We start from the raw sequence: 21,773 nt of genomic DNA on the forward strand, positions 1-21,773 counted from the left end.
TAGGGAAACATGCTATACTACTTGTATGATTATTTTACAAGCTAATAAAATTGAACGTTCTTTTGCAGGAGAGGTTCTTTTTGATAATATCAACCTGCAGGTTGATGAACGTGATAGGATTGCCCTTGTTGGGAAAAATGGTGCAGGTAAGTCTACTCTTTTGAAGATTTTAATTGGAGAAGAGGAGCCAACTAGCGGAGAAATCAATAAGAAAAAAGATATTTCTCTATCTTACCTAGCCCAAGATAGCCGTTTTGAGTCTGAAAATACCATCTACGATGAGATGCTTCATGTCTTTGATGACCTGCGTCGGACTGAGAAACAACTGCGTCAGATGGAGTTGGAGATGGGTGAAAAGTCTGGTGAGGAATTGAATAAGCTGATGTCAGATTACGACCGCTTATCTGAAAATTTTCGTCAGGCAGGTGGCTTTACCTATGAAGCTGATATTCGAGCGATTTTAAATGGATTTAAGTTTGACGAGTCTATGTGGCAGATGAAAATTGCTGAGCTTTCTGGTGGTCAAAATACTCGTTTGGCACTTGCTAAAATGCTCCTTGAAAAGCCCAATCTCTTGGTCTTGGACGAGCCAACCAACCACTTGGATATCGAAACCATTGCCTGGCTAGAGAATTACTTGGTAAACTATAGCGGTGCCCTCATTATTGTCAGTCACGACCGTTACTTCTTGGACAAGGTTGCGACAATTACGCTGGATTTGACCAAGCATTCCTTGGATCGTTATGTGGGGAATTACTCTCGTTTTGTTGAGTTAAAGGAGCAAAAGCTAGCTACTGAGGCAAAAAACTATGAAAAGCAACAGAAGGAAATCGCAGCTCTGGAAGACTTTGTCAATCGTAATCTAGTCCGAGCTTCAACGACCAAACGTGCCCAATCTCGACGCAAACAACTGGAAAAAATGGAGCGTTTGGACAAGCCTGAAGCTGGTAAGAAAGCAGCCAACATGGCTTTCCAGTCTGAAAAAACGTCTGGTAATGTTGTTTTGACTGTTGAAAATGCAGCTATTGGCTATGATGGGGAAGTACTGTCAGATCCTATCAATCTAGACCTTCGCAAGATGAATGCTGTTGCTATTGTTGGACCAAACGGTATTGGAAAATCAACCTTTATCAAGTCGATAGTAGACCAGATTCCTTTTATCAAGGGTGAAAAGCGCTTTGGCGCTAATGTTGAGGTTGGTTACTATGATCAGACTCAAAGCAAGCTGACACCAAGTAATACTGTACTTGATGAACTCTGGAATGATTTTAAACTGACGCCGGAAGTTGAAATCCGTAACCGTCTAGGTGCCTTCCTTTTCTCAGGAGATGATGTTAAAAAATCAGTCGGCATGCTGTCTGGTGGGGAGAAAGCGCGTTTGCTTCTGGCTAAACTTTCCATGGAAAACAACAACTTCTTGATTCTGGATGAGCCAACCAACCACTTGGATATTGATAGCAAGGAAGTGTTGGAAAATGCCTTGATTGACTTTGATGGAACCTTGCTTTTTGTCAGCCATGACCGTTACTTTATCAATCGTGTGGCAACTCATGTACTAGAATTATCTGAAAATGGCTCAACTCTCTATCTTGGAGATTACGACTACTATGTTGAGAAGAAAGCAGAAGTAGAAATGACTCAGACTGAGGAAGCTTCAACTAGCAATCAAGCAAAAGAAGTAAGTCCAGTTAATGACTATCAAGCTCAGAAAGAAAGTCAAAAAGAAGTTCGCAAACTTATGAGACAAATTGAAAGTCTAGAAACTGAAATCGAAGAGTTAGAAAGTCAAAGCCAAGCCATTTCTGAACAAATGTTGGAAACAAACGATGCCGAAAAACTCATGGAATTACAGTCTGAGCTGGACAAAATCAGCCATCGTCAGGAAGAAGCTATGCTTGAGTGGGAAGAATTATCAGAGCAGGTGTAAGATGGAAAGGAATGTAATATTTTGTTTAAGATAAAATGGGACGATGCTTCTTATCATAATAATTCAGAAAAAAAAGAAAAAGATGTAGATACTTTTGTATTTTATTTAAATGATTGGGATGATTATAATTATTTAATAACATTTACTGTTTGCTATTATGATCAAAATTTGCAAGAGATACTTTTGGGAAACTATAGAATTTATAATCATAAAATAGAAGAACAACAAAAAGAGAGAAAGTTCGTCTTCTTTCAAATTGAAAATGATATATCAGGAAATAATTTTTATATTTGTGATAGTAATGATCAAATAGAATCCTTAAATGAGATGTATTATTCATTAGCTCAGAATATTTCTTTTTACCAAAAATTATATAATTTAGGTCCAGAATATTATGAGAAGTTTTTGAAAGTATTTCGAGATTTAACAGTTACAACTTTACCAGAAGAAATAAAAGAAAATGAAGGAGTAAAATATGCTCTATTAAGAAATGATGGAACAACAAAAAGTGCGGAAATTATTAATTTAAATGAATTCCTCAAAGAAATTGATGAAAATTTGAATATTGGAAATTTTTCTGAAGATAATTCAGTTACGACAATATTTCAAAAGTTTATAAAAGATGAGACTTTTGAGAGGTATGAGAGATTATTCAATCAGATAAAACTTTTTAGTACTTGGAGTAAAGATTATCTTACTTCTATTCTTAAGAAAATAATTGAAGAGATTAAAAACTATGGAAGTAATCAACAATTAAACGAGGAACAACTAGAATGTTTTATAAAATATCTTAATAATAACAAAACCGAATTAGACCGTGATTTATATTTAGATAAAGAACCTATCAAAGAGATTAAAGAAGCGGTTGAATGCATAAAAGATTTTTTAAGGATTGACCTAGAAAATTTTTCTGTAGATTATAACTTAGTTCATTATACCTCTCTCTCTACACTTGATGTTTTGGTGAAGAAAAGCCAAAATACTGAAAATAATTATTCCAGATTGAGATTGAGCAATGCTAGGCAATTAAATGATCCTACCGAAGGTTCTGTCTTTTTAAATCAGGTTGAATTTGATTTGGATACATTGTTGCAACTAGACTATGAACCGACAAATATTTTTTTATCCTCTATGTCAAAATCTTCGGATGAAAATGGTTTAAGTGATAGTTTACCAATGTGGAAACAATATGCCGATAATGCAACCGGAATTTGTCTCACCTATGATAGAGATTATTTAAAAAGTTTAATTAAGAAGAAATCAGATACTGATGGTTCTAAAGTAGAATTCTATCGAGTGTGCTATACTAAAGAATTAGAATCTGATGATAATAAAGCTATTTTAGAACAAATTAATAAAATAAAAAAAAAGCTTAAAGAAATCGATTTGAAGGATTCTCTAGGCAGAATATTGTTAGAATTTGATATAGTTAGATATTTATTTAAAGGATCTGAGTATGAATATGAGCAAGAATATAGACTGATTAAAGAATGTAATGATGACGAAATCCAAATTGAAAAATATGGAGAAATGGAAGTTCCAAGACTGTTCACTTATCTGAGTGAGGAACTAAAATATTCAAAAATTAAACTTGGTCCTAAATGCGATGATATTGATTTTATTGCTCCCTATATAAAATACGTTGATCGAAATATTGAAGTAACTAAGTCACAAATTTCTTATCGTTAATTTAAAGTGTTTTATTTTTGAAAAAGGGGAGTAAATAATGGAACATCTTGGAAAAGTATTTCGTGAATTTCGGACAAGTGGAAATTATTCTTTAAAGGAGGCTGCAGGCGAGTCCTGCTCTACCTCTCAGTTATCTCGCTTTGAGCTTGGGGAGTCTGACCTAGCAGTCTCACGTTTTTTTGAGATTTTGGATAACATTCATGTCACAATCGAAAATTTCATGGACAAGGCAAGGAATTTTCACAATCATGAACATGTTGCCATGATGGGACAAATTGTGCCTCTTTACTATTCAAATGATATTGCAGGTTTTCAAAAGCTTCAAAGAGAACAACTTGAAAAGGCTAATAGTTCGACGAATCCCCTTTATTTTGAGCTGAACTGGATTTTGCTACAAGGTCTGATTTGTCAAAGAGATTCGACTTATGAGATGAAGCAGGATGATTTGGATAAGGTAGCAGATTATCTCTTCAAAACAGAAGAATGGACCATGTATGAGTTGATTCTTTTCGGGAACCTCTATAGTTTCTACGATGTGGACTATGTCACTCGGATTGGTAGAGAAGTTATGGAGAGGGAGGAGTTTTACCAAGAAATTGGGCGCCATAAGAGATTAGTGTTGATTTTGGCCCTCAATTGTTATCAGCATTGTTTAGAGCATCTTTCTTTTGACAATGCAAGCTATTTTGAGACTTATATAGAGAAGATTATTGGTAAAGGTATTAAGCTTTATGAGCGTAATATTTTCCATTATCTAAAAGGCTTTTCCTTGTACCAAAAAGGACAGTGTAAAGAAGGGTGTAAGCAGATGCAAGAAGCCATGCATATTTTTGACCTACTAGGTCTTCCAGAGCAAGTAGCCTACTATCAGGAACACTACGAGATATTTGTCAAAGATTAATTTTCCCAAATAAGGGAAAAAATAAAAAGCTCCTTTCGGTTTTGATACAATAGTTTCAAAATTTGAGAGGAGTTTTTATGAATCGATACGCAGTACAGTTGATTAGTCGAGGAGCTATAAACAAGATAGGAAATATGCTCTATGATTATGGAAATAGTGTCTGGTTGGCGTCCATGGGGACTATCGGGCAGACAGTTTTAGGAATGTATCAGATTTCTGAACTCGTCACATCCATTCTCGTAAATCCTTTTGGCGGAGTCGTTTCAGACCGTTTTTCTCGTCGTAGGATTTTAATGGCGACGGATCTTGTTTGTGGGATTCTTTGTCTGGCTATTTCTTTCATAAGGAATGATAGTTGGATGATTGGGGCTTTGATTTTTGCCAACATTGTTCAGGCGATTGCCTTTGCCTTTTCTCGTACAGCCAATAAAGCTATCATAACTGAAGTGGTGGAGAAAGATGAGATTGTGATCTATAATTCTCGCTTAGAGCTGGTTTTGCAGGTTGTAGGTGTTAGCTCTCCTGTTCTTTCCTTCCTTGTTTTACAATTTGCAAGTCTCCATATGACGCTACTGCTAGACTCGCTGACTTTTTTCATTGCTTTTGTTCTAGTGGCTTTCCTTCCAAAAGAGGAAGCAAAAGTTCAAGAGAAAAAGGCTTTTACTGGGAGAGATATTTTTGTAGATATCAAGGATGGGTTACACTATATCTGGCATCAAAGAGAGATTTTCTTTCTCCTGTTAGTGGCTTCCAGCGTTAATTTCTTTTTTGCAGCTTTTGAGTTTTTGCTTCCTTTTTCAAATAAACTATATGGAGTACAAGGTGCTTATGCGACTATCTTAACCATGGGTGCGATTGGCTCAATTATAGGAGCACTGATAGCAAATAAATTTAAATCAAGTATGAATACACTTTTGTTCTTATTGATTTTAACAGGAGTAGGAGTTTTCATGATGGGTTTGCCACTGCCCAATATTTTAACCTTTTCTGGAAACCTGATTTGTGAACTCTTTATGACGATTTTTAATATTCACTTCTTTACACAGGTACAGACCAAGATTGATGGAGAATATCTGGGTAGGGTATTGAGTACCATTTTTACACTGGCAATTCTCTTTATGCCGATTGCGAAAGGTTTGATGACCTTTCTTCCAAGTGTCCATCTTTATTCTTTCTTGATTATTGGACTTGGAGTTGTAGCCTTATCTTTCTTAGCTCTCGGATATGTTCGAACTCATTTTGAAAAAAAGACATAAGTTTGCTTGGACTTCAAAAATAATTTCAATCTAAGTGTTTTTTCGCCCTTCTCGTTTGTGAGAAGGGCTTAATTTATGGTAAAATAGTTTTATGAATAAAAGAATGAATGAGTTGGTCGCCTTGCTCAATCGCTATGCGACTGAGTACTATACCAGCGATAATCCCTCGGTTTCAGACAGTGAGTATGATCGCCTTTACCGAGAGTTGGTCGAGTTAGAAACTGCCTATCCAGATCAAGTGCTAGCAGACAGTCCGACCCATCGTGTTGGTGGCAAGGTTTTAGATGGTTTTGAAAAATACAGTCATCAGTATCCTCTTTATAGTTTGCAGGATGCTTTTTCACGTGAGGAGCTTGAAACTTTTGACGCGCGTGTTCGTAAGGAAGTGGCTCATCCGACCTATATTTGTGAGCTGAAAATCGATGGCTTGTCTATCTCGCTTACTTATGAAAAGGGGATTTTGGTTGCTGGGGCAACACGTGGTGATGGTTCTGTTGGGGAGAATATAACAGAAAATCTTAAGCGTGTTAAGGACATTCCTTTGACCTTGCCAGAAGAACTTGATATCACGGTTCGTGGGGAATGTTATATGCCACGCGCTTCTTTTGACCAGGTTAACCAAGCTCGCCAAGAAAATGGAGAGTCTGAATTTGCCAATCCTCGTAATGCGGCAGCAGGCACTCTGCGACAGTTGGATACAGCAGTAGTTGCCAAGCGCAATCTTGCGACTTTCCTCTATCAAGAAGCCAGCCCTTCAACTCGTGATAGTCAAGAAAAGGTTTTGAAGCACCTAGAACAGCTTGGTTTTGTGGTCAATCCTAAGCGAATCTTGGCTGAAAATATAGATGAAATCTGGAATTTTATCCAAGAAGTAGGAGAGGAACGGGAGAATCTGCCTTATGATATCGATGGGGTGGTGATCAAGGTCAATGATTTAGCAAGCCAAGAAGAACTCGGTTTTACCGTCAAGGCTCCAAAGTGGGCAGTAGCCTACAAGTTTCCTGCTGAGGAAAAAGAAGCTAAACTCTTATCAGTTGATTGGACAGTAGGTCGTACTGGAGTTGTCACGCCAACTGCAAATCTGACACCTGTTCAGCTTGCTGGTACGACTGTTAGCCGTGCGACCCTGCACAATGTGGATTATATTGCTGAAAAAGATATCCGCAAAGACGATACGGTTATCGTTTATAAGGCTGGTGACATCATCCCTGCTGTTTTGCGTGTGGTAGAGTCTAAACGTCTTTCTGAAGAAAAACTAGATATTCCATCACATTGCCCAAGTTGTGACAGTCACTTGCTTCATTTTGAAGATGAGGTGGCTCTCCGTTGTATCAATCCACGTTGCCCTGCCCAAATTATGGAAGGTTTGATTCACTTTGCTTCTCGAGATACTATGAATATTACAGGACTTGGTCCATCTATTGTTGAGAAGCTTTTCGCTGCTAATTTAGTCAAGGATGTGGCGGATATTTACCGTTTGAAAGAAGAAGATTTCCTCCTTTTAGAGGGGGTTAAGGAAAAGTCTGCTGCTAAACTGTATCAGGCCATCCAAGCATCTAAGGAAAATTCTGCTGAAAAGCTCTTGTTTGGTTTGGGCATTCGTCATGTCGGAAGCAAGGCCAGTCAGCTGTTACTTCAACATTTCCACTCGATTGAAAATCTGGCTCAGGCAGATTCAGATGAAGTGGCTAGTATTGAAAGTCTGGGTAGTATGATTGCCAAGAGTCTTCAGACATATTTTGCGACAGAAGGCTCTGAAATTCTCCTCAAAGAATTGAAAGAAGCTGGGGTCAATCTGGACTATAAAGGACAGACGGTAGTGGCAGATGCGGCCTTGTCAGGTTTGACCGTTGTATTGACTGGAAAATTGGAACGGCTCAAGCGCTCAGAAGCTAAAAATAAACTCGAAAGTTTGGGTGCTAAAGTGACTGGCAGTGTTTCTAAAAAGACCGACCTCGTCGTGGCAGGTGCAGATGCTGGAAGTAAACTTCAAAAAGCACAAGAACTTGGTATTGAAGTTCGAGATGAAGCTTGGCTCGAAAGTTTGTAAAGAATAGTAGAAGGCTAGATGTTAGATAGTCTGAAACTGTCTATCCTGAAGTGTTTTGACATGAATTGAGTCTATCTTGAGTCAGAAATTAAATTGCTGAATCTATCAGCACCACATAAAAAATTAAATTAAAATTAGAAATTAGGAAAAGAAATGTTAAATTACCCTGTAGTCATCCATTTTCATCGAAAAAACGGGGATTATGCAGCCTGTTCATTTAGTAGAAAACAGGCGGACAATGTTGAAAAATTGTATTATGAAAATAACTTTTTTGGAGCAAAGTTCTCCTTCACAGTTACAAGTCAAGAAAAGTTAGAAAACCTGAAGTTTTCTGTCGAGATTGATGGGACAGTTAAGGAATATTCCGTGCGTTATAACTACTATCCGCTTCTGACAGAAGTTTGGATTTTAGAGGGCGACGAGACTGTTTATTATTCTGAAAACCCAGCCATTGCTAGTCCTTACTACAAAGATCAAAATCCATTTGCTTTTGATAGAGCAATACATAGCGCTAGTTTTGATCACCACTGGGGCTACCAAGGAGAACTAGGTTACAGTCTTTCAGATTATCAGACTAGCTTTAAACTTTGGGCTCCTACGGCTACTGCTGTACAGGTGGTTGTCTACGAAAATACCAGCAACGACGCTCCGATTTGGAAAACCTTTAATCTAGAGCGTGGTAATAGCTATTCATACAGTCATAAGTACAATACCATTGGTGTTTGGAGTCTAGACTTAGATGAAAATCTTGCTGGCAAGGCTTATCAGTATCAGATTGACTTTCCTCACCACCAGACTGTGACGAGAGATCCTTACACGATTGCCACAAGTCCTGACGGCAAACGTTCCGTAATTCTTTCTCATCAAGACAGACAAGTAGAAGGATTTGTGGTCAAACATGGAACAGAAGCGCCTTGGCGTTTGGAAAATCCATGTAAAGCAGTTATCTGTGAAATGCATATCCGAGATTTAACCAAATCTCCGACCTCTGGAGTTGCAGAGCATCTCCGTGGAACCTTCCTTGGTGCTGCCCAGACTGGAACTGTAAACCAATTCGGACAAGCAACCGCCTTTGACTATATCAAAGAACTTGGCTGCAACTATGTTCAACTCCAGCCTATCTTTGATCGCCATAAGGAATACGATGAGGATGGAAATGTAACCTATAACTGGGGTTATGACCCTCAAAACTACAATGCACCAGAACCAAGTTTTTCTAGTAATCCAGATGATCCAGGGCAGGTCATTCGTGATTTGAAGACCATGGTTCAAGCCTATCACGATGCGGGGATTGGTGTCATTATGGACGTGGTTTATAATCACACCTTTTCAACGGTTGATGCACCTTTCCAAACAACTGTCCCTGATTACTACTATCGTATGAATCCAGACGGTACCTTCCAGAATGGAACAGGTGTTGGAAATGAAACAGCCAGTGAACACGAAATGTTCCGCAAGTACATGATTGATTCTCTTCTATACTGGGTACAGGAATACAATATTGACGGCTTCCGTTTTGACTTGATGGGTATTCATAATGTCAAAACCATGCAAGCGATTCGTTGGGCGCTAGATGAGGTTGATCCCCGTATTATCACTTATGGAGAAGGCTGGGATATGGGAACAGGTCTTGCAACTTATGATAAGGCCAAGAAGGATAATGCCTACCAAATGCCAAATATCGGATTCTTCAATGATAATCAGCGTGATGCGGTCAAAGGAGGAGAAGTTTATGGTGCAATCAAGTCAGGATTTGTAAGTGGTGCAGCCACTGAACCAATCATTGCCAAGGCCATTCTTGGTAGCCGAGAATTGGGTTCTTATCTCAGTCCAAACCAGGTTCTCAACTATGTTGAAGCCCATGACAATTACAATCTTCATGATTTGTTGGCGACTCTTCATCCTGATCAAAGTTCAGACCAGATTATGCGCAAGGTTGAGACGGCGACAGTAATGAACCTTCTCATGCAAGGAATGTCCTTTATGGAAATTGGCCAAGAATTTGGTCGAACCAAATTAATTCCGACGGGTGAACATGGACAACTCACTTCGGCAGACCGAGAACGTGCTATGAATAGTTACAAGGCTCCTGACAGTGTCAACCAGATAAACTGGGATTTAATCAATGAAAGACAAGAAAGCATTGACTTTGTCCGTCAAATTATTCGACTGAAAACACAGACTAGCGCCTTTTCTTATCCTACATACGAAGAAGTTTACCGTCATGTCTTTGTTCACACAGCTGCAGAAAATAGCGGATGGATTGTTTACGAGATTCACGGGGGGCCAGAACATCTATTGGTAGTATTCAATGCCAAGGGAACTTCCTTATACTTTGAAAATGCAGGAAATCTAGAAATGCTTGTGACCAATAGTCGTTCGAAACAAGAAAATGTCATTGATGATACTAGTGTCGCAGTGCTAAAAGTACTCTCTTAAATGCATAAACTAAAAAGGGTTAGATTGTCTAATCCTTTTTATCATTTATAAGTTTTCAATGAAGATTAGAATCAAGTTTCAAATAGTTTGAAAAACCAAGCTTGTGAAAATAATCTCAAAAAAATTGCAAAAAGGGTTGTAATTTTCTGAAAATTTGGTAAAATATATCTTAATCATTTTCAGGAGGACGAGAATTTGACAAGATATCAGAATTTAGTAAATGGAAAATGGAAATCAGCTGAAAAAGAAATTACGATTTATTCACCAATAAACCAAGAAGAATTAGGGACTGTTCCAGCTATGACTCAGGCAGAAGTAGATGAGGCTATGAAAGCTGCGCGTGCAGCCCTGCCAGCTTGGCGAGCTTTATCAGCAGTTGAACGTGCGGCTTATTTGCACAAAACAGCAGCTATTTTAGAACGTGATAAGGAAGAAATTGGTACTATACTTGCCAAAGAAGTGGCAAAGGGAATTAAAGCAGCTATTGGAGAAGTGGTGCGTACCGCAGACTTGATTCGCTATGCTGCTGAGGAAGGTCTCCGTATCACTGGACAAGCAATGGAAGGTGGCGGTTTTGAAGCAGCAAGTAAAAATAAATTGGCCGTTGTTCGTCGCGAGCCAGTTGGTGTCGTGCTGGCTATCGCTCCCTTTAATTATCCAGTTAATTTATCTGCTTCTAAAATTGCACCTGCCTTGATTGCAGGGAATGTAGTCATGTTTAAGCCACCAACACAAGGTTCTATTTCTGGGCTCTTGTTGGCTAAAGCGTTTGAAGAAGCAGGGATTCCGGCTGGTGTTTTCAATACCATTACGGGTCGTGGTTCAGAAATTGGGGATTATATCATTGAACACAAAGAAGTCAACTTCATCAACTTTACAGGTTCAACTCCTATCGGAGAACGTATTGGTCGTTTAGCTGGTATGCGTCCAATCATGTTGGAGCTTGGTGGGAAAGATGCAGCCTTAGTACTAGAAGATGCAGATTTGGAACATGCTGCCAAGCAAATTGTTGCGGGTGCCTTTAGCTATTCAGGTCAACGTTGCACAGCCATTAAACGTGTTATTGTTATCGAAAGTGTAGCAGATACACTAGCTGCTTTGCTTCAAGCAGAGGTTACTAAATTAACAGTTGGCGATCCATTCGACAATGCTGATATCACACCAGTTATCGACAATGCTTCAGCAGACTTTATTTGGGGCTTGATTGATGATGCACAAGAAAAAGGTGCTCAGGCTCTTACACCAATCAAACGCGAAGGCAATCTTCTATGGCCAGTGCTTTTTGACCAAGTTACAAAAGATATGAAAGTGGCATGGGAAGAGCCATTTGGTCCTGTTTTACCAATTATCCGTGTGGCTAGTGTAGAGGAAGCCATTGCCTTTGCCAACGAATCTGAATTCGGCCTTCAATCCTCAGTCTTTACAAATGATTTCAAAAAAGCATTTGAAATTGCTGAAAAACTTGAAGTGGGTACAGTTCATATAAATAATAAAACCCAGCGTGGTCCAGATAATTTCCCATTCCTTGGTGTCAAAGGTTCTGGCGCTGGAGTGCAAGGAATTAAATATAGTATTGAAGCGATGACAAATGTCAAATCCATTGTTTTTGATGTGAAATGAAATGTAAAATCAGGAGATTCGTTTCCTGATTTATTTTTTTACTTAAAATTATATTTTTTGTTAGCTAAATAACGAACTTTGTGATAGTATTATTAAAAAACAATTCGTTTTCAAAGCGTTTCTGAAAATTTCTTGATTTACAAGTGAACACATCAGTGAATTTGTTGAAGACTTTCAAAAGATTTTTTTGCAAATTCCGTAATTTACTTGAATCTTCCCTAAAAAGGTAGTATAATAAATCTATAGAAAACGCTTACAGAATTAGGAGGGTGTATGGATAAGAATAATGCTTTAAAAACCTTTATGACAGGTGAAAATTTTCACCTCCAGCACTATCTGGGAGCTCATAGGGAAGAAAAAAATGGTGAGTATGGCTACACTTTTCGTGTGTGGGCACCTAATGCTCAGGCTGTACACTTGGTAGGGGATTTCACCAATTGGATTGAAAATCAAATTCCAATGGAACGGAACGAATTTGGAGTCTGGGAAGTCTTTACCAGTCTTGCTTACGAAGGCCAAATTTATAAGTATCATATCACACGTGCAAATGGTCATCAGCTTATGAAGATTGATCCTTTGGCTGTACGGTATGAGGCACGACCTGGTACTGGGGCTATTTTAACAGAAATTCCAGAGAAAAAATGGAAAGATGGACTTTGGTTAGCTCGTAGAAAACGCTTGAGCTTTGAAGAGCGTCCCGTCAATATTTACGAAGCTCATGCTGGCTCTTGGAAGAGAAATCCTGATGGTAGTCCTTTTAGTTTTGCTCAATTGAAAGATGAACTCATTCCTTACTTGGTCGAGATGAACTATACTCACATTGAGTTTATGCCCTTGATGTCTCATCCTCTTGGATTGAGTTGGGGTTACCAGCTTATGGGTTACTTTGCTTTAGAGCATGCCTATGGTCGCCCTGAGGAATTTCAAGATTTTGTTGAGGAGTGTCACTTAAACAATATTGGGGTTATTGTGGACTGGGTACCTGGTCACTTCACTATTAATGATGATGCCTTGGCCTATTATGATGGAACACCGACTTTTGAATATCAAGACCATAATAAGGCTCATAACTACGGTTGGGGCGCACTCAATTTTGACCTTGGAAAGAATGAAGTCCAGTCCTTCTTGATTTCTAGTATTAAGTTTTGGATTGACTTTTACCATTTGGACGGTATTCGTGTGGATGCAGTGAGCAATATACTCTATCTAGATTACGATGATGCCCCATGGACGCCTAATAAAGATGGGGGCAATCTCAACTACGAGGGATATTATTTCCTTCAACGCTTGAATGATGTGATTAAACTAGTTCATCCAGATGTGATGATGATTGCAGAAGAAAGTTCATCAGCTACTCAGATTACTGACACTAAGGATTCAGATGGTCTAGGATTTGACTACAAGTGGAATATGGGCTGGATGAATGATATCCTCCGTTTCTATGAAGAAGATCCGATTTATCGTAAATATGACTTTAACCTGGTGACTTTCAGCTTTATGTATGTCTTCAAGGAGAATTATCTCCTACCATTCTCACACGATGAAGTGGTTCATGGCAAGAAGAGTATGATGCACAAGATGTGGGGAGATCGCTATAATCAATTCGCAGGCTTGCGCAATCTCTACACTTACCAAATTTGTCACCCAGGTAAAAAATTGCTCTTCATGGGTAGTGAATATGGGCAATTCCTAGAATGGAAATCTGAAGAACAGTTGGAATGGTCAAACCTAGAAGATCCAATGAATGCTAAGATGAAGTATTTCACTTCTCAGCTAAACCAGTTTTATAAAGACCACCGCTGTCTGTGGGAAATTGATAACAGCTATGATGGTATTGAAATCATCGATGCGGATAATAGAGACCAGAGTGTTCTTTCCTTCATCCGTAAGGGTAAGAAGGATGATATGTTAGTCTGTATCTTTAATATGGCACCTGTTGAACGAAAAGATTTTACAATCGGACTTCCTGTTGCAGGGATTTACGAAGAAGTCTGGAATACTGAGTTAGAAGAGTGGGGAGGCGTTTGGAAAGAACATAATCAAACTGTGCAAACGCAAGAAGGACTATGGAAAGATTATGAGCAGACCTTGACCTTTACCCTACCGGCTATGGGAGCAAGTGTTTGGAAAATCAAACGCCGCTTGAAACCTACTAAAACCGTCACAAGTAAAAACCAAAAAGGAGTAGAAAATGAAGAATGAAATGTTAGCTTTGATTCTTGCTGGTGGGCAAGGAACTCGTCTCGGTAAACTCACTCAAAGCATTGCAAAACCAGCTGTGCAATTTGGTGGGCGCTACCGTATCATTGACTTTGCTCTTTCAAACTGTGCCAACTCAGGCATCAACAATGTTGGAGTCATTACACAGTACCAACCACTTGCTCTCAACAACCATATTGGTAATGGTTCAAGCTGGGGACTAGACGGTATCAATTCTGGTGTCTCTATTCTTCAACCTTATTCTGCAAGTGAAGGAAATCGTTGGTTTGAGGGGACTAGCCACGCTATTTACCAAAATATTGATTATATCGACAGTGTCAATCCTGAGTATGTCTTGATTCTATCTGGGGACCATATCTACAAAATGGATTATGATGATATGCTCCAGTCTCACAAAGATAATAATGCCAGCTTGACAGTAGCGGTTTTAGACGTCCCTCTTAAAGAAGCTAGTCGTTTTGGTATTATGAACACAGATGCCAATAACCGCATTGTTGAATTTGAAGAAAAACCAGCTCAACCTAAATCTACAAAAGCTTCTATGGGAATTTACATTTTTGATTGGCAACGTCTGCGCAATATGCTTGTTACTGCTGAAAAGAGCAATGTCGATATGTCAGACTTCGGTAAGAATGTCATTCCAAATTACCTTGAGTCAGGTGAAAGTGTCTATGCATATGAGTTTAATGGCTACTGGAAAGATGTTGGTACTATTGAGTCACTTTGGGAAGCGAACATGGAATATATTTCACCAGAAAATGCCTTGGATAGCCGTAACCGTCAATGGAAGATTTACTCAAGAAACTTAATTTCACCACCAAACTTCCTTGGGGCAAATGCTGATGTGGAAGATTCCTTGGTTGTCGATGGCTGTTTCGTAGATGGAACTGTTAAACATTCTATCCTCTCAACAGGTGCGCAAGTTCGCGAAGGGGCAGAAGTAGTAGATTCAGTTATCATGAGTGGTGCAATTGTCGGTCAGGGAGCTAAAATCAAACGTGCCATTATTGGTGAAGGTGCGGTTATTTCTGACGGTGTCGAAATTGATGGAACAGAAGAAGTACAAGTTGTAGGATATAATGAAGTAGTGGGGGTAGCAACAGATGAAGATTGATAAATATTCTGCCATTTTAGGAAATACAGTTGGTTTTCATGATATGTCAACATTGACGGACCACCGTCCAGTAGCAAGTTTGCCATTTGGTGGAAAATATCGTTTGATTGACTTCCCGCTTTCTAGTCTTGCTAATGCAGGTGTTCGTAGTGTCTTTGGTATTTTCCAGCAGGATAATATCAGCTCAGTCTTTGACCATATCCGTTCAGGGCGTGAGTGGGGGTTGTCAACTCTTCTTAGCCACTATTATCTAGGTATTTATAATACACGCGTTGAGAGTAGTACAGTTGGAAAAGAATACTACCAACAGCTTCTTACTTATTTGAAACGTTCCGGCTCAAACCAAACGGTTGCCCTCAACTGTGATGTTCTGATTAACATTGATTTGAACCAAGTTTTCCATCTACATAGTACAACAAAAGGGCCTATCACTGTAGTTTATAAAAAGCTAGCTAAGAAAGACATTTCAGAAGTAAATGCAATCTTGGAAGTGGATGAAACAGACCATGTTCGTTCTCATAAACTCTTTGATAGCAAGCTGCCAGCTCAAATTTATAACATGTCCACGGATATCTTTGTCGTTGATACACCTTGGTTGATTGAACGCTTGGAAGAAGAAGCTAAAAAAGAACATCCAGAGAAGTTGCGCTATGTTTTACGGGATTTGGCTGCAAAAGAAGGGGCTTTTGCCTACGAGTACACAGGCTACCTAGCCAACATTCATTCTGTAGAGTCTTATTACAAAGCTAACAAAGATATGCTTGAATCACAAAAATTCTACTCTCTCTTCTCACCAAATCAAAAGATTTATACAAAGGTCAAAAACGAAGAACCAACTTACTATGCTAATACATCTAAGGTAAGCACATCTCAGTTTGCCTCAGGTAGTATTATTGAAGGTCAAGTGGCTAATTCTGTTTTATCACGTAATATTCATGTCCATAAGGATAGCTTGGTTAAAGATAGCATCTTATTCCCTCGTGTTGTTATTGGAGAAGGTGCTCAGATAGAATATGCTATCTTGGACAAGGGTGTTGAAGTTGCGGATGGAGTTGTGATCCGTGGAACTGCAGAACATCCAGTCGTCATTAAGAAAGGTGCTAAAGTAACAGAGGATATTCATTCATGAAAATTTTATTTGTAGCTGCTGAGGGTGCACCCTTTTCAAAAACAGGTGGTTTGGGAGACGTCATTGGCGCTCTTCCTAAATCACTGGTAAAAGCGGGACATGAAGTTGCAGTAATTTTACCCTACTATGACATGGTAGAGGCTAAATTTGGAAATCAGATTGAAGATGTTCTTCATTTTGAGGTGAGTGTTGGTTGGCGCAGACAGTACTGTGGAATTAAGAAAATAGTACTAAATGGTGTGAACTTCTACTTTATTGACAACCAATATTATTTCTTCCGTGGTCATGTTTACGGCGATTTTGATGACGGAGAACGCTTTGCCTTTTTCCAACTGGCTGCCATTGAGGCTATGGAAAGAATTGACTTTATTCCTGACCTTCTCCATGTTCATGACTACCATACAGCTATGATTCCTTTCTTGTTGAAGGAAAAATACCGTTGGATTCAAGCCTATGAGGGCATTAAAACAGTTTTAACCATTCATAATTTAGAATTCCAAGGACAATTTTCAGAAGGAATGTTATGGGATTTGTTTGGAGTTGGCTTTGAGCGTTATGCTGATGGCACCCTTCGATGGAACAACTGTCTGAACTGGATGAAGGCAGGTATTCTCTATGCGGATCGTGTTTCAACCGTTTCGCCTAGCTATGCTCATGAAATTATGACTAGTCAGTTTGGATGTAACTTGGATCAGATTCTTCGAATGGAGTCTGGTAAGGTCTCTGGTATCGTAAATGGGATTGATGCTGACCTTTATAATCCTCAGACGGATGCCCTTTTAGACTATCATTTTAATCAGGAAGATTTGTCTGGGAAGGCCCAGAATAAGGCAAAATTGCAAGAAAGAGTTGGCTTACCCGTTAGGACTGATGTTCCACTGGTGGGAATTGTTTCTCGTTTGACACGTCAAAAAGGCTTTGATGTGGTGGTGGAAAGTCTGCACCATATCTTGCAAGAAGATGTTCAGATTGTTCTTTTGGGAACTGGAGATCCAGCCTTTGAAGGAGCTTTCTCATGGTTTGCTCAAATCTACCCAGACAAGCTATCAGCAAATATCACTTTTGATGTCAAACTAGCTCAAGAAATCTACGCTGCTTGTGACCTCTTCCTTATGCCAAGTCGTTTTGAACCATGTGGTTTGTCTCAAATGATGGCTATGCGTTACGGAACCTTGCCATTGGTCCATGAAGTTGGTGGGTTGCGAGATACCGTTAAAGCCTTTAATCCAATTGAAGGAAGCGGTACTGGCTTTAGCTTTGACAATCTATCTCCTTACTGGTTGAATTGGACTTTCCAAACAGCTTTGGACTTGTATAGAAACCATCCTGATGTTTGGAGAAGTCTACAAAAACAAGCTATGGAGTGTGATTTCTCATGGGATACAGCCTGCAAGTCATACCTTGACTTGTACCATAGTTTAGTTAATTAATAGATAAAATCGTATGATGATTTCATACGATTTTTGGGCTATTTAGAGAGGAGGAGTGATGTCTCAAGTAAAAGGATTGTGTGTTATGGATGTTGATGGAACCTTAATCCTAGAAGAAGTAATTGATCTTTTGGGTAGAGAGGCAGGTCGTGAGGAAGAAATTTCGCAGATTACAAGTCGGGCAATGAGAGGAGAGTTGAACTTTGAAAGTAGTTTAAGAAAAAGAGTTTCCTTCTTGGAAGGCCTTCCTGTCTCTGTATTTGATAAAGCTTTCGACTCTATTCATCTATCGCCAAATGCACAGATATTTATCTCTATTCTCCAAAAGAACGGAATCCTAGTTGGTCTGGTGTCTGGGGGCTTTACACCAATAGTTGCGAGATTAGCAAAATTCCTTAGTATTTCCTATTTCTCTGCCAACCAACTTGAAGATAAAGACGGCCATCTAACAGGAAAATTGATTGGAGAAATTATCAGTCCAGAGGTTAAAAAAGAGACTCTAGAACAATGGAGAGAGGAACTAAAACTTTCTAAAGAAAGAACAGTCGCAATCGGTGATGGAGCTAATGATATATTAATGTTAAAGTCGGCGGGACTAGGAATCGCTTTTTGTGCCAAAGAAGTACTGAAACAAGAAATACCAAATCATGTTGACAAGAGGGATTTTTTAGAAGTTCTTCCTTTGATTGCCTGTTTAGAATGAGGGAAAATATGAAGATTGTAATTGCACCAGATTCATTTAAGGAAAGCTTGACCGCTCAACAGGTAGCTGAAGCAATAAAAAGAGGCTTCCAACAATCAATAGCAGATGTAGAATGTCTCCTCTGCCCTATTGGTGATGGGGGAGAAGGTACTGTAGATGCTATTCGACATTCTCTTGACCTTGAAGAAAAATGGATCCAAGTGACAGGCCCTTTTGGCCAAAAAGAAGCCATGCGCTATTTTCAAAAAGGGGGACTGGCACTATTTGAAGTTGCTGATTTAGTTGGCCTTGGAAAAATTCCGATAGAGAAACGAAATCCACTTCAAATTCAGACTTGTGGTATTGGAGAGTTGATTCGTCATCTCATTGCTCAAGGGATTAAAGAAATCTATATCGGCGTTGGTGGCACGGCCAGTAATGACGGAGGAATTGGGATCGCTGCTGGTTTAGGTTATCGATTTTATGATAGGGATGGAAATGTCTTGCCCGCTTGCGGTCAGTCCTTACTAAATTTAGCTTCTGTTTCAACAGAAAATCGCTATGAAATTCCTGAAGATGTTCAAATTCGTATTTTAGCAGATGTCACGAGTCCCTTATGTGGTTATCAAGGTGCGACCTACACGTTTGGCAAGCAAAAAGGTCTAGATCCTACTATGTTTGATGCCGTAGATCAAGCGATCCAAGATTTTTATGAAAAAGTCTCCCCTGCAACATTGGAACTTAAAGGAGCAGGAGCTGGTGGAGGCATTGCTGGCGGTTTGTGTGCCTTTGCTCAGGCAAATATCGTGTCTGGAATTGATACCTGCTTGAACCTAATTAGCTTTGATAAGAAAGTTGCAGATGCTGACTTGGTTATTGTTGGAGAAGGAAGGCTAGATCGTCAAAGTTTAGCAGGTAAAGCGCCGATAGGTGTTGCAAAAAGAACCCCTATCGGAGTTCCTGTCATTGCTATTTGTGGTAGTATTGCTGAGGATTTACCTTCCCTACCATTTGAGAATATCCAAGCGGCTTTTTCAATTTTGGAGAAAAGTGAACCTCTAGAAGATAGTTTGAAAAATGCCAGTCTCTATTTGGAGCACACGGCTGCCAATATCGGGCATTTATTAAATATGCGCATGATTTAGCCAAACCATTTCTTCCATAAGGATGTTTTGGCTGGTTCTTCCTTTTTAACTTCCCAAAGTTTTGCAAAAGCAAGTCGAAGGTTCTTTTCTTCTACTTGAACTGGTGCATTGCTATGGATAATCAGGCCAAAAGGAGAAGAAGTATGCTCTTCAGATACAATGGTAGCTTGACTATCAGTTTCTTTAGCTTCCTTTAAGTAGAAAACTTGCTTGTCAAATTCGATATTTGGAGAAATCTTTACAAATAGTGGCTCTGCTTTTTCCTGAAGGTTTTCTAAAATAGATAAAAAACCTTTTTCTAACTGAGGACTATTTGCTGTATCAATATCTGCATATCCAAGAACTCTTTCCTCAAAAGTACCAAGATAGCGTCTTTGCTCATCCGGATTTAATTTTGGCCCACCATGAGCTTTTTCAAGTAATTGTTTTGATAAATCTGTCATGAAAACAGTATATCATAAAAGTTAGAATAAAACAGACAAAAGAAAGCGATTACTTTATAAAGTTAAGGAAAATTTGCACAAAGATAACGTTTTTTCTTGAAAAAGGAGGGGTTTTAAGGTATTATAGAGGTGTAAAAAATTTAACTCATAAGGAGAGTAAAAAATGTCAATTATTACTGATGTTTACGCTCGCGAAGTCCTAGACTCACGCGGTAACCCAACACTTGAAGTAGAAGTTTACACTGAATCAGGTGCTTTCGGACGTGGTATGGTTCCATCAGGAGCTTCTACTGGTGAACACGAAGCAGTTGAACTTCGCGACGGTGACAAATCTCGTTACGGTGGTCTTGGTACACAAAAAGCTGTTGACAACGTAAACAACATCATTGCTGAAGCTATTATTGGCTACGATGTACGTGATCAACAAGCTATCGACCGTGCTATGATCGCTCTTGACGGTACTCCTAACAAAGGTAAATTGGGTGCAAACGCAATCCTTGGTGTGTCTATCGCTGTAGCTCGTGCTGCTGCTGACTACCTTGAAATCCCACTTTACAGCTACCTTGGTGGATTCAATACTAAAGTTCTTCCAACTCCAATGATGAACATCATCAATGGTGGTTCTCACTCTGACGCTCCAATCGCTTTCCAAGAGTTCATGATCTTGCCAGTTGGTGCGCCAACATTTAAAGAAGCTCTTCGTTACGGTGCTGAAATCTTCCACGCTCTTAAGAAAATCCTTAAATCACGTGGTTTGGAAACTGCCGTAGGTGACGAAGGTGGATTTGCTCCTCGTTTCGAAGGAACTGAAGACGGTGTTGAAACTATCCTTGCTGCGATCGAAGCTGCTGGATACGTTCCAGGTAAAGATGTATTTATCGGATTTGACTGTGCTTCATCAGAATTCTACGATAAAGAACGTAAAGTTTACGACTACACTAAATTTGAAGGTGAAGGTGCTGCTGTTCGTACATCTGCAGAACAAATCGACTACCTTGAAGAATTGGTTAACAAATACCCAATCATCACTATCGAAGATGGTATGGATGAAAACGACTGGGATGGTTGGAAAGCTCTTACTGAACGTCTTGGTAAGAAAGTACAACTTGTTGGTGACGACTTCTTCGTAACAAACACTGACTACCTTGCACGTGGTATCCAAGAAGGTGCTGCTAACTCAATCCTTATCAAAGTTAACCAAATCGGTACTCTTACTGAAACTTTTGAAGCTATCGAAATGGCTAAAGAAGCTGGTTACACTGCCGTTGTATCACACCGTTCAGGTGAAACTGAAGATTCAACAATCGCTGACATCGCAGTTGCAACTAACGCAGGACAAATCAAAACTGGTTCACTTTCACGTACAGACCGTATCGCTAAATACAACCAATTACTTCGTATCGAAGACCAACTTGGTGAAGTAGCAGAATACCGTGGATTGAAATCATTCTACAACTTGAAAAAATAAAATAGTTCAGTGAACTATTTTATCCCGAACCTTGAAATTCAAAAGTTCGGCCGTTGATTTAACAACGTTTCTAGCCCCTCGGATTTTATCCGAAGGGCTATTTTTATGTTCAGTGAACAAAAAGGTGGCAAATTTTTTAAGAAACTTAGTTACCAATGAATACGATTCTGCTAATATAATTGAAAATGATGGAAAAAAGGGTGGATTTATGATATACTTTAATGTAGGACCTTTTTAGAAATTTTGAAAGAGCATAAAAA

General features: G+C 39.2%; 15 protein-coding genes. 14 read left to right on the forward strand and 1 reads right to left on the reverse strand.

The genetic code is table 11. The features are described 5' to 3' along the window. Positions 1 to 25 precede the first annotated feature (25 nt). From F9B91_RS02430 to F9B91_RS02490, 13 genes are all read left to right on the forward strand, one after another. The gene (locus F9B91_RS02430; RefSeq protein WP_150922420.1) at positions 26 to 1,927 is read left to right on the forward strand and encodes an ABC-F family ATP-binding cassette domain-containing protein; all 1,902 of its coding nucleotides are present in this window, start codon (positions 26 to 28) and stop codon (positions 1,925 to 1,927) included. Between the two features lie 21 nt (positions 1,928 to 1,948). Further along, the gene (locus tag F9B91_RS02435; RefSeq protein ID WP_150922421.1) at positions 1,949 to 3,616 is read left to right on the forward strand and encodes a DUF2971 domain-containing protein; all 1,668 of its coding nucleotides are present in this window, start codon (positions 1,949 to 1,951) and stop codon (positions 3,614 to 3,616) included. A gap of 37 nt (positions 3,617 to 3,653) precedes the next feature. Next, positions 3,654 to 4,517, forward strand: a complete 864-nt coding sequence (locus tag F9B91_RS02440; RefSeq protein WP_150922422.1) for a MutR family transcriptional regulator — start codon at positions 3,654 to 3,656, stop codon at positions 4,515 to 4,517. Between the two features lie 77 nt (positions 4,518 to 4,594). Further along, positions 4,595 to 5,773: an MFS transporter gene (locus F9B91_RS02445; RefSeq protein WP_150922423.1), complete on the forward strand. Its 1,179-nt coding sequence runs from the start codon at positions 4,595 to 4,597 to the stop codon at positions 5,771 to 5,773. A gap of 91 nt (positions 5,774 to 5,864) precedes the next feature. Beyond that, positions 5,865 to 7,823, forward strand: coding sequence for an NAD-dependent DNA ligase LigA (ligA, locus tag F9B91_RS02450; protein ID WP_150922424.1), 1,959 nt, complete (start codon positions 5,865 to 5,867; stop codon positions 7,821 to 7,823). A gap of 153 nt (positions 7,824 to 7,976) precedes the next feature. After that, complete coding sequence (gene pulA / locus F9B91_RS02455; protein WP_150922425.1) at positions 7,977 to 10,262, forward strand: type I pullulanase; 2,286 nt, start codon at positions 7,977 to 7,979, stop codon at positions 10,260 to 10,262. Between the two features lie 195 nt (positions 10,263 to 10,457). Continuing rightward, positions 10,458 to 11,882 (forward strand): NADP-dependent glyceraldehyde-3-phosphate dehydrogenase, encoded by a 1,425-nt coding sequence (locus F9B91_RS02460; protein WP_000199367.1) that lies wholly within the window; start codon positions 10,458 to 10,460, stop codon positions 11,880 to 11,882. A gap of 273 nt (positions 11,883 to 12,155) precedes the next feature. Then, positions 12,156 to 14,084 carry a 1,4-alpha-glucan branching protein GlgB gene (gene glgB / locus F9B91_RS02465; protein WP_150922426.1) on the forward strand — a complete coding sequence of 643 codons (1,929 nt, stop codon included), beginning with the start codon at positions 12,156 to 12,158 and terminating at the stop codon, positions 14,082 to 14,084. Next, the gene (locus tag F9B91_RS02470) at positions 14,074 to 15,216 is read left to right on the forward strand and encodes a glucose-1-phosphate adenylyltransferase (RefSeq protein WP_150922427.1); all 1,143 of its coding nucleotides are present in this window, start codon (positions 14,074 to 14,076) and stop codon (positions 15,214 to 15,216) included. Before glgB ends, F9B91_RS02470 begins: the two co-directional genes overlap by 11 nt. Next, positions 15,206 to 16,345 (forward strand): glucose-1-phosphate adenylyltransferase subunit GlgD, encoded by a 1,140-nt coding sequence (gene glgD, locus F9B91_RS02475; protein WP_150922428.1) that lies wholly within the window; start codon positions 15,206 to 15,208, stop codon positions 16,343 to 16,345. The genes F9B91_RS02470 and glgD overlap by 11 nt, the downstream gene beginning before the upstream one ends. Then, positions 16,342 to 17,775, forward strand: coding sequence for a glycogen synthase GlgA (gene glgA / locus F9B91_RS02480; RefSeq protein ID WP_150922429.1), 1,434 nt, complete (start codon positions 16,342 to 16,344; stop codon positions 17,773 to 17,775). Before glgD ends, glgA begins: the two co-directional genes overlap by 4 nt. Before the next feature lie 58 nt (positions 17,776 to 17,833). Then, the gene (serB, locus tag F9B91_RS02485; protein WP_150922430.1) at positions 17,834 to 18,478 is read left to right on the forward strand and encodes a phosphoserine phosphatase SerB; all 645 of its coding nucleotides are present in this window, start codon (positions 17,834 to 17,836) and stop codon (positions 18,476 to 18,478) included. A gap of 8 nt (positions 18,479 to 18,486) precedes the next feature. Further along, positions 18,487 to 19,602 (forward strand): glycerate kinase, encoded by a 1,116-nt coding sequence (locus tag F9B91_RS02490; RefSeq protein WP_150922431.1) that lies wholly within the window; start codon positions 18,487 to 18,489, stop codon positions 19,600 to 19,602. Here F9B91_RS02490 and F9B91_RS02495 read toward each other — a convergent pair. Next, positions 19,599 to 20,045 (reverse strand): DUF1694 domain-containing protein, encoded by a 447-nt coding sequence (locus F9B91_RS02495; protein ID WP_084887232.1) that lies wholly within the window; start codon positions 20,043 to 20,045, stop codon positions 19,599 to 19,601. The genes F9B91_RS02490 and F9B91_RS02495 overlap by 4 nt on opposite strands. Positions 20,046 to 20,208: 163 nt before the next feature. On the opposite strand from F9B91_RS02495, the gene eno reads away from it, so the two are divergent. Further along, positions 20,209 to 21,513 (forward strand): surface-displayed alpha-enolase, encoded by a 1,305-nt coding sequence (gene eno, locus F9B91_RS02500; RefSeq protein ID WP_000022813.1) that lies wholly within the window; start codon positions 20,209 to 20,211, stop codon positions 21,511 to 21,513. The last annotated feature ends 260 nt before the right edge of the window (positions 21,514 to 21,773 follow it).

Source organism: Streptococcus mitis, assembly GCF_008763935.1.
Lineage (GTDB): Bacteria > Bacillota > Bacilli > Lactobacillales > Streptococcaceae > Streptococcus > Streptococcus mitis_DB.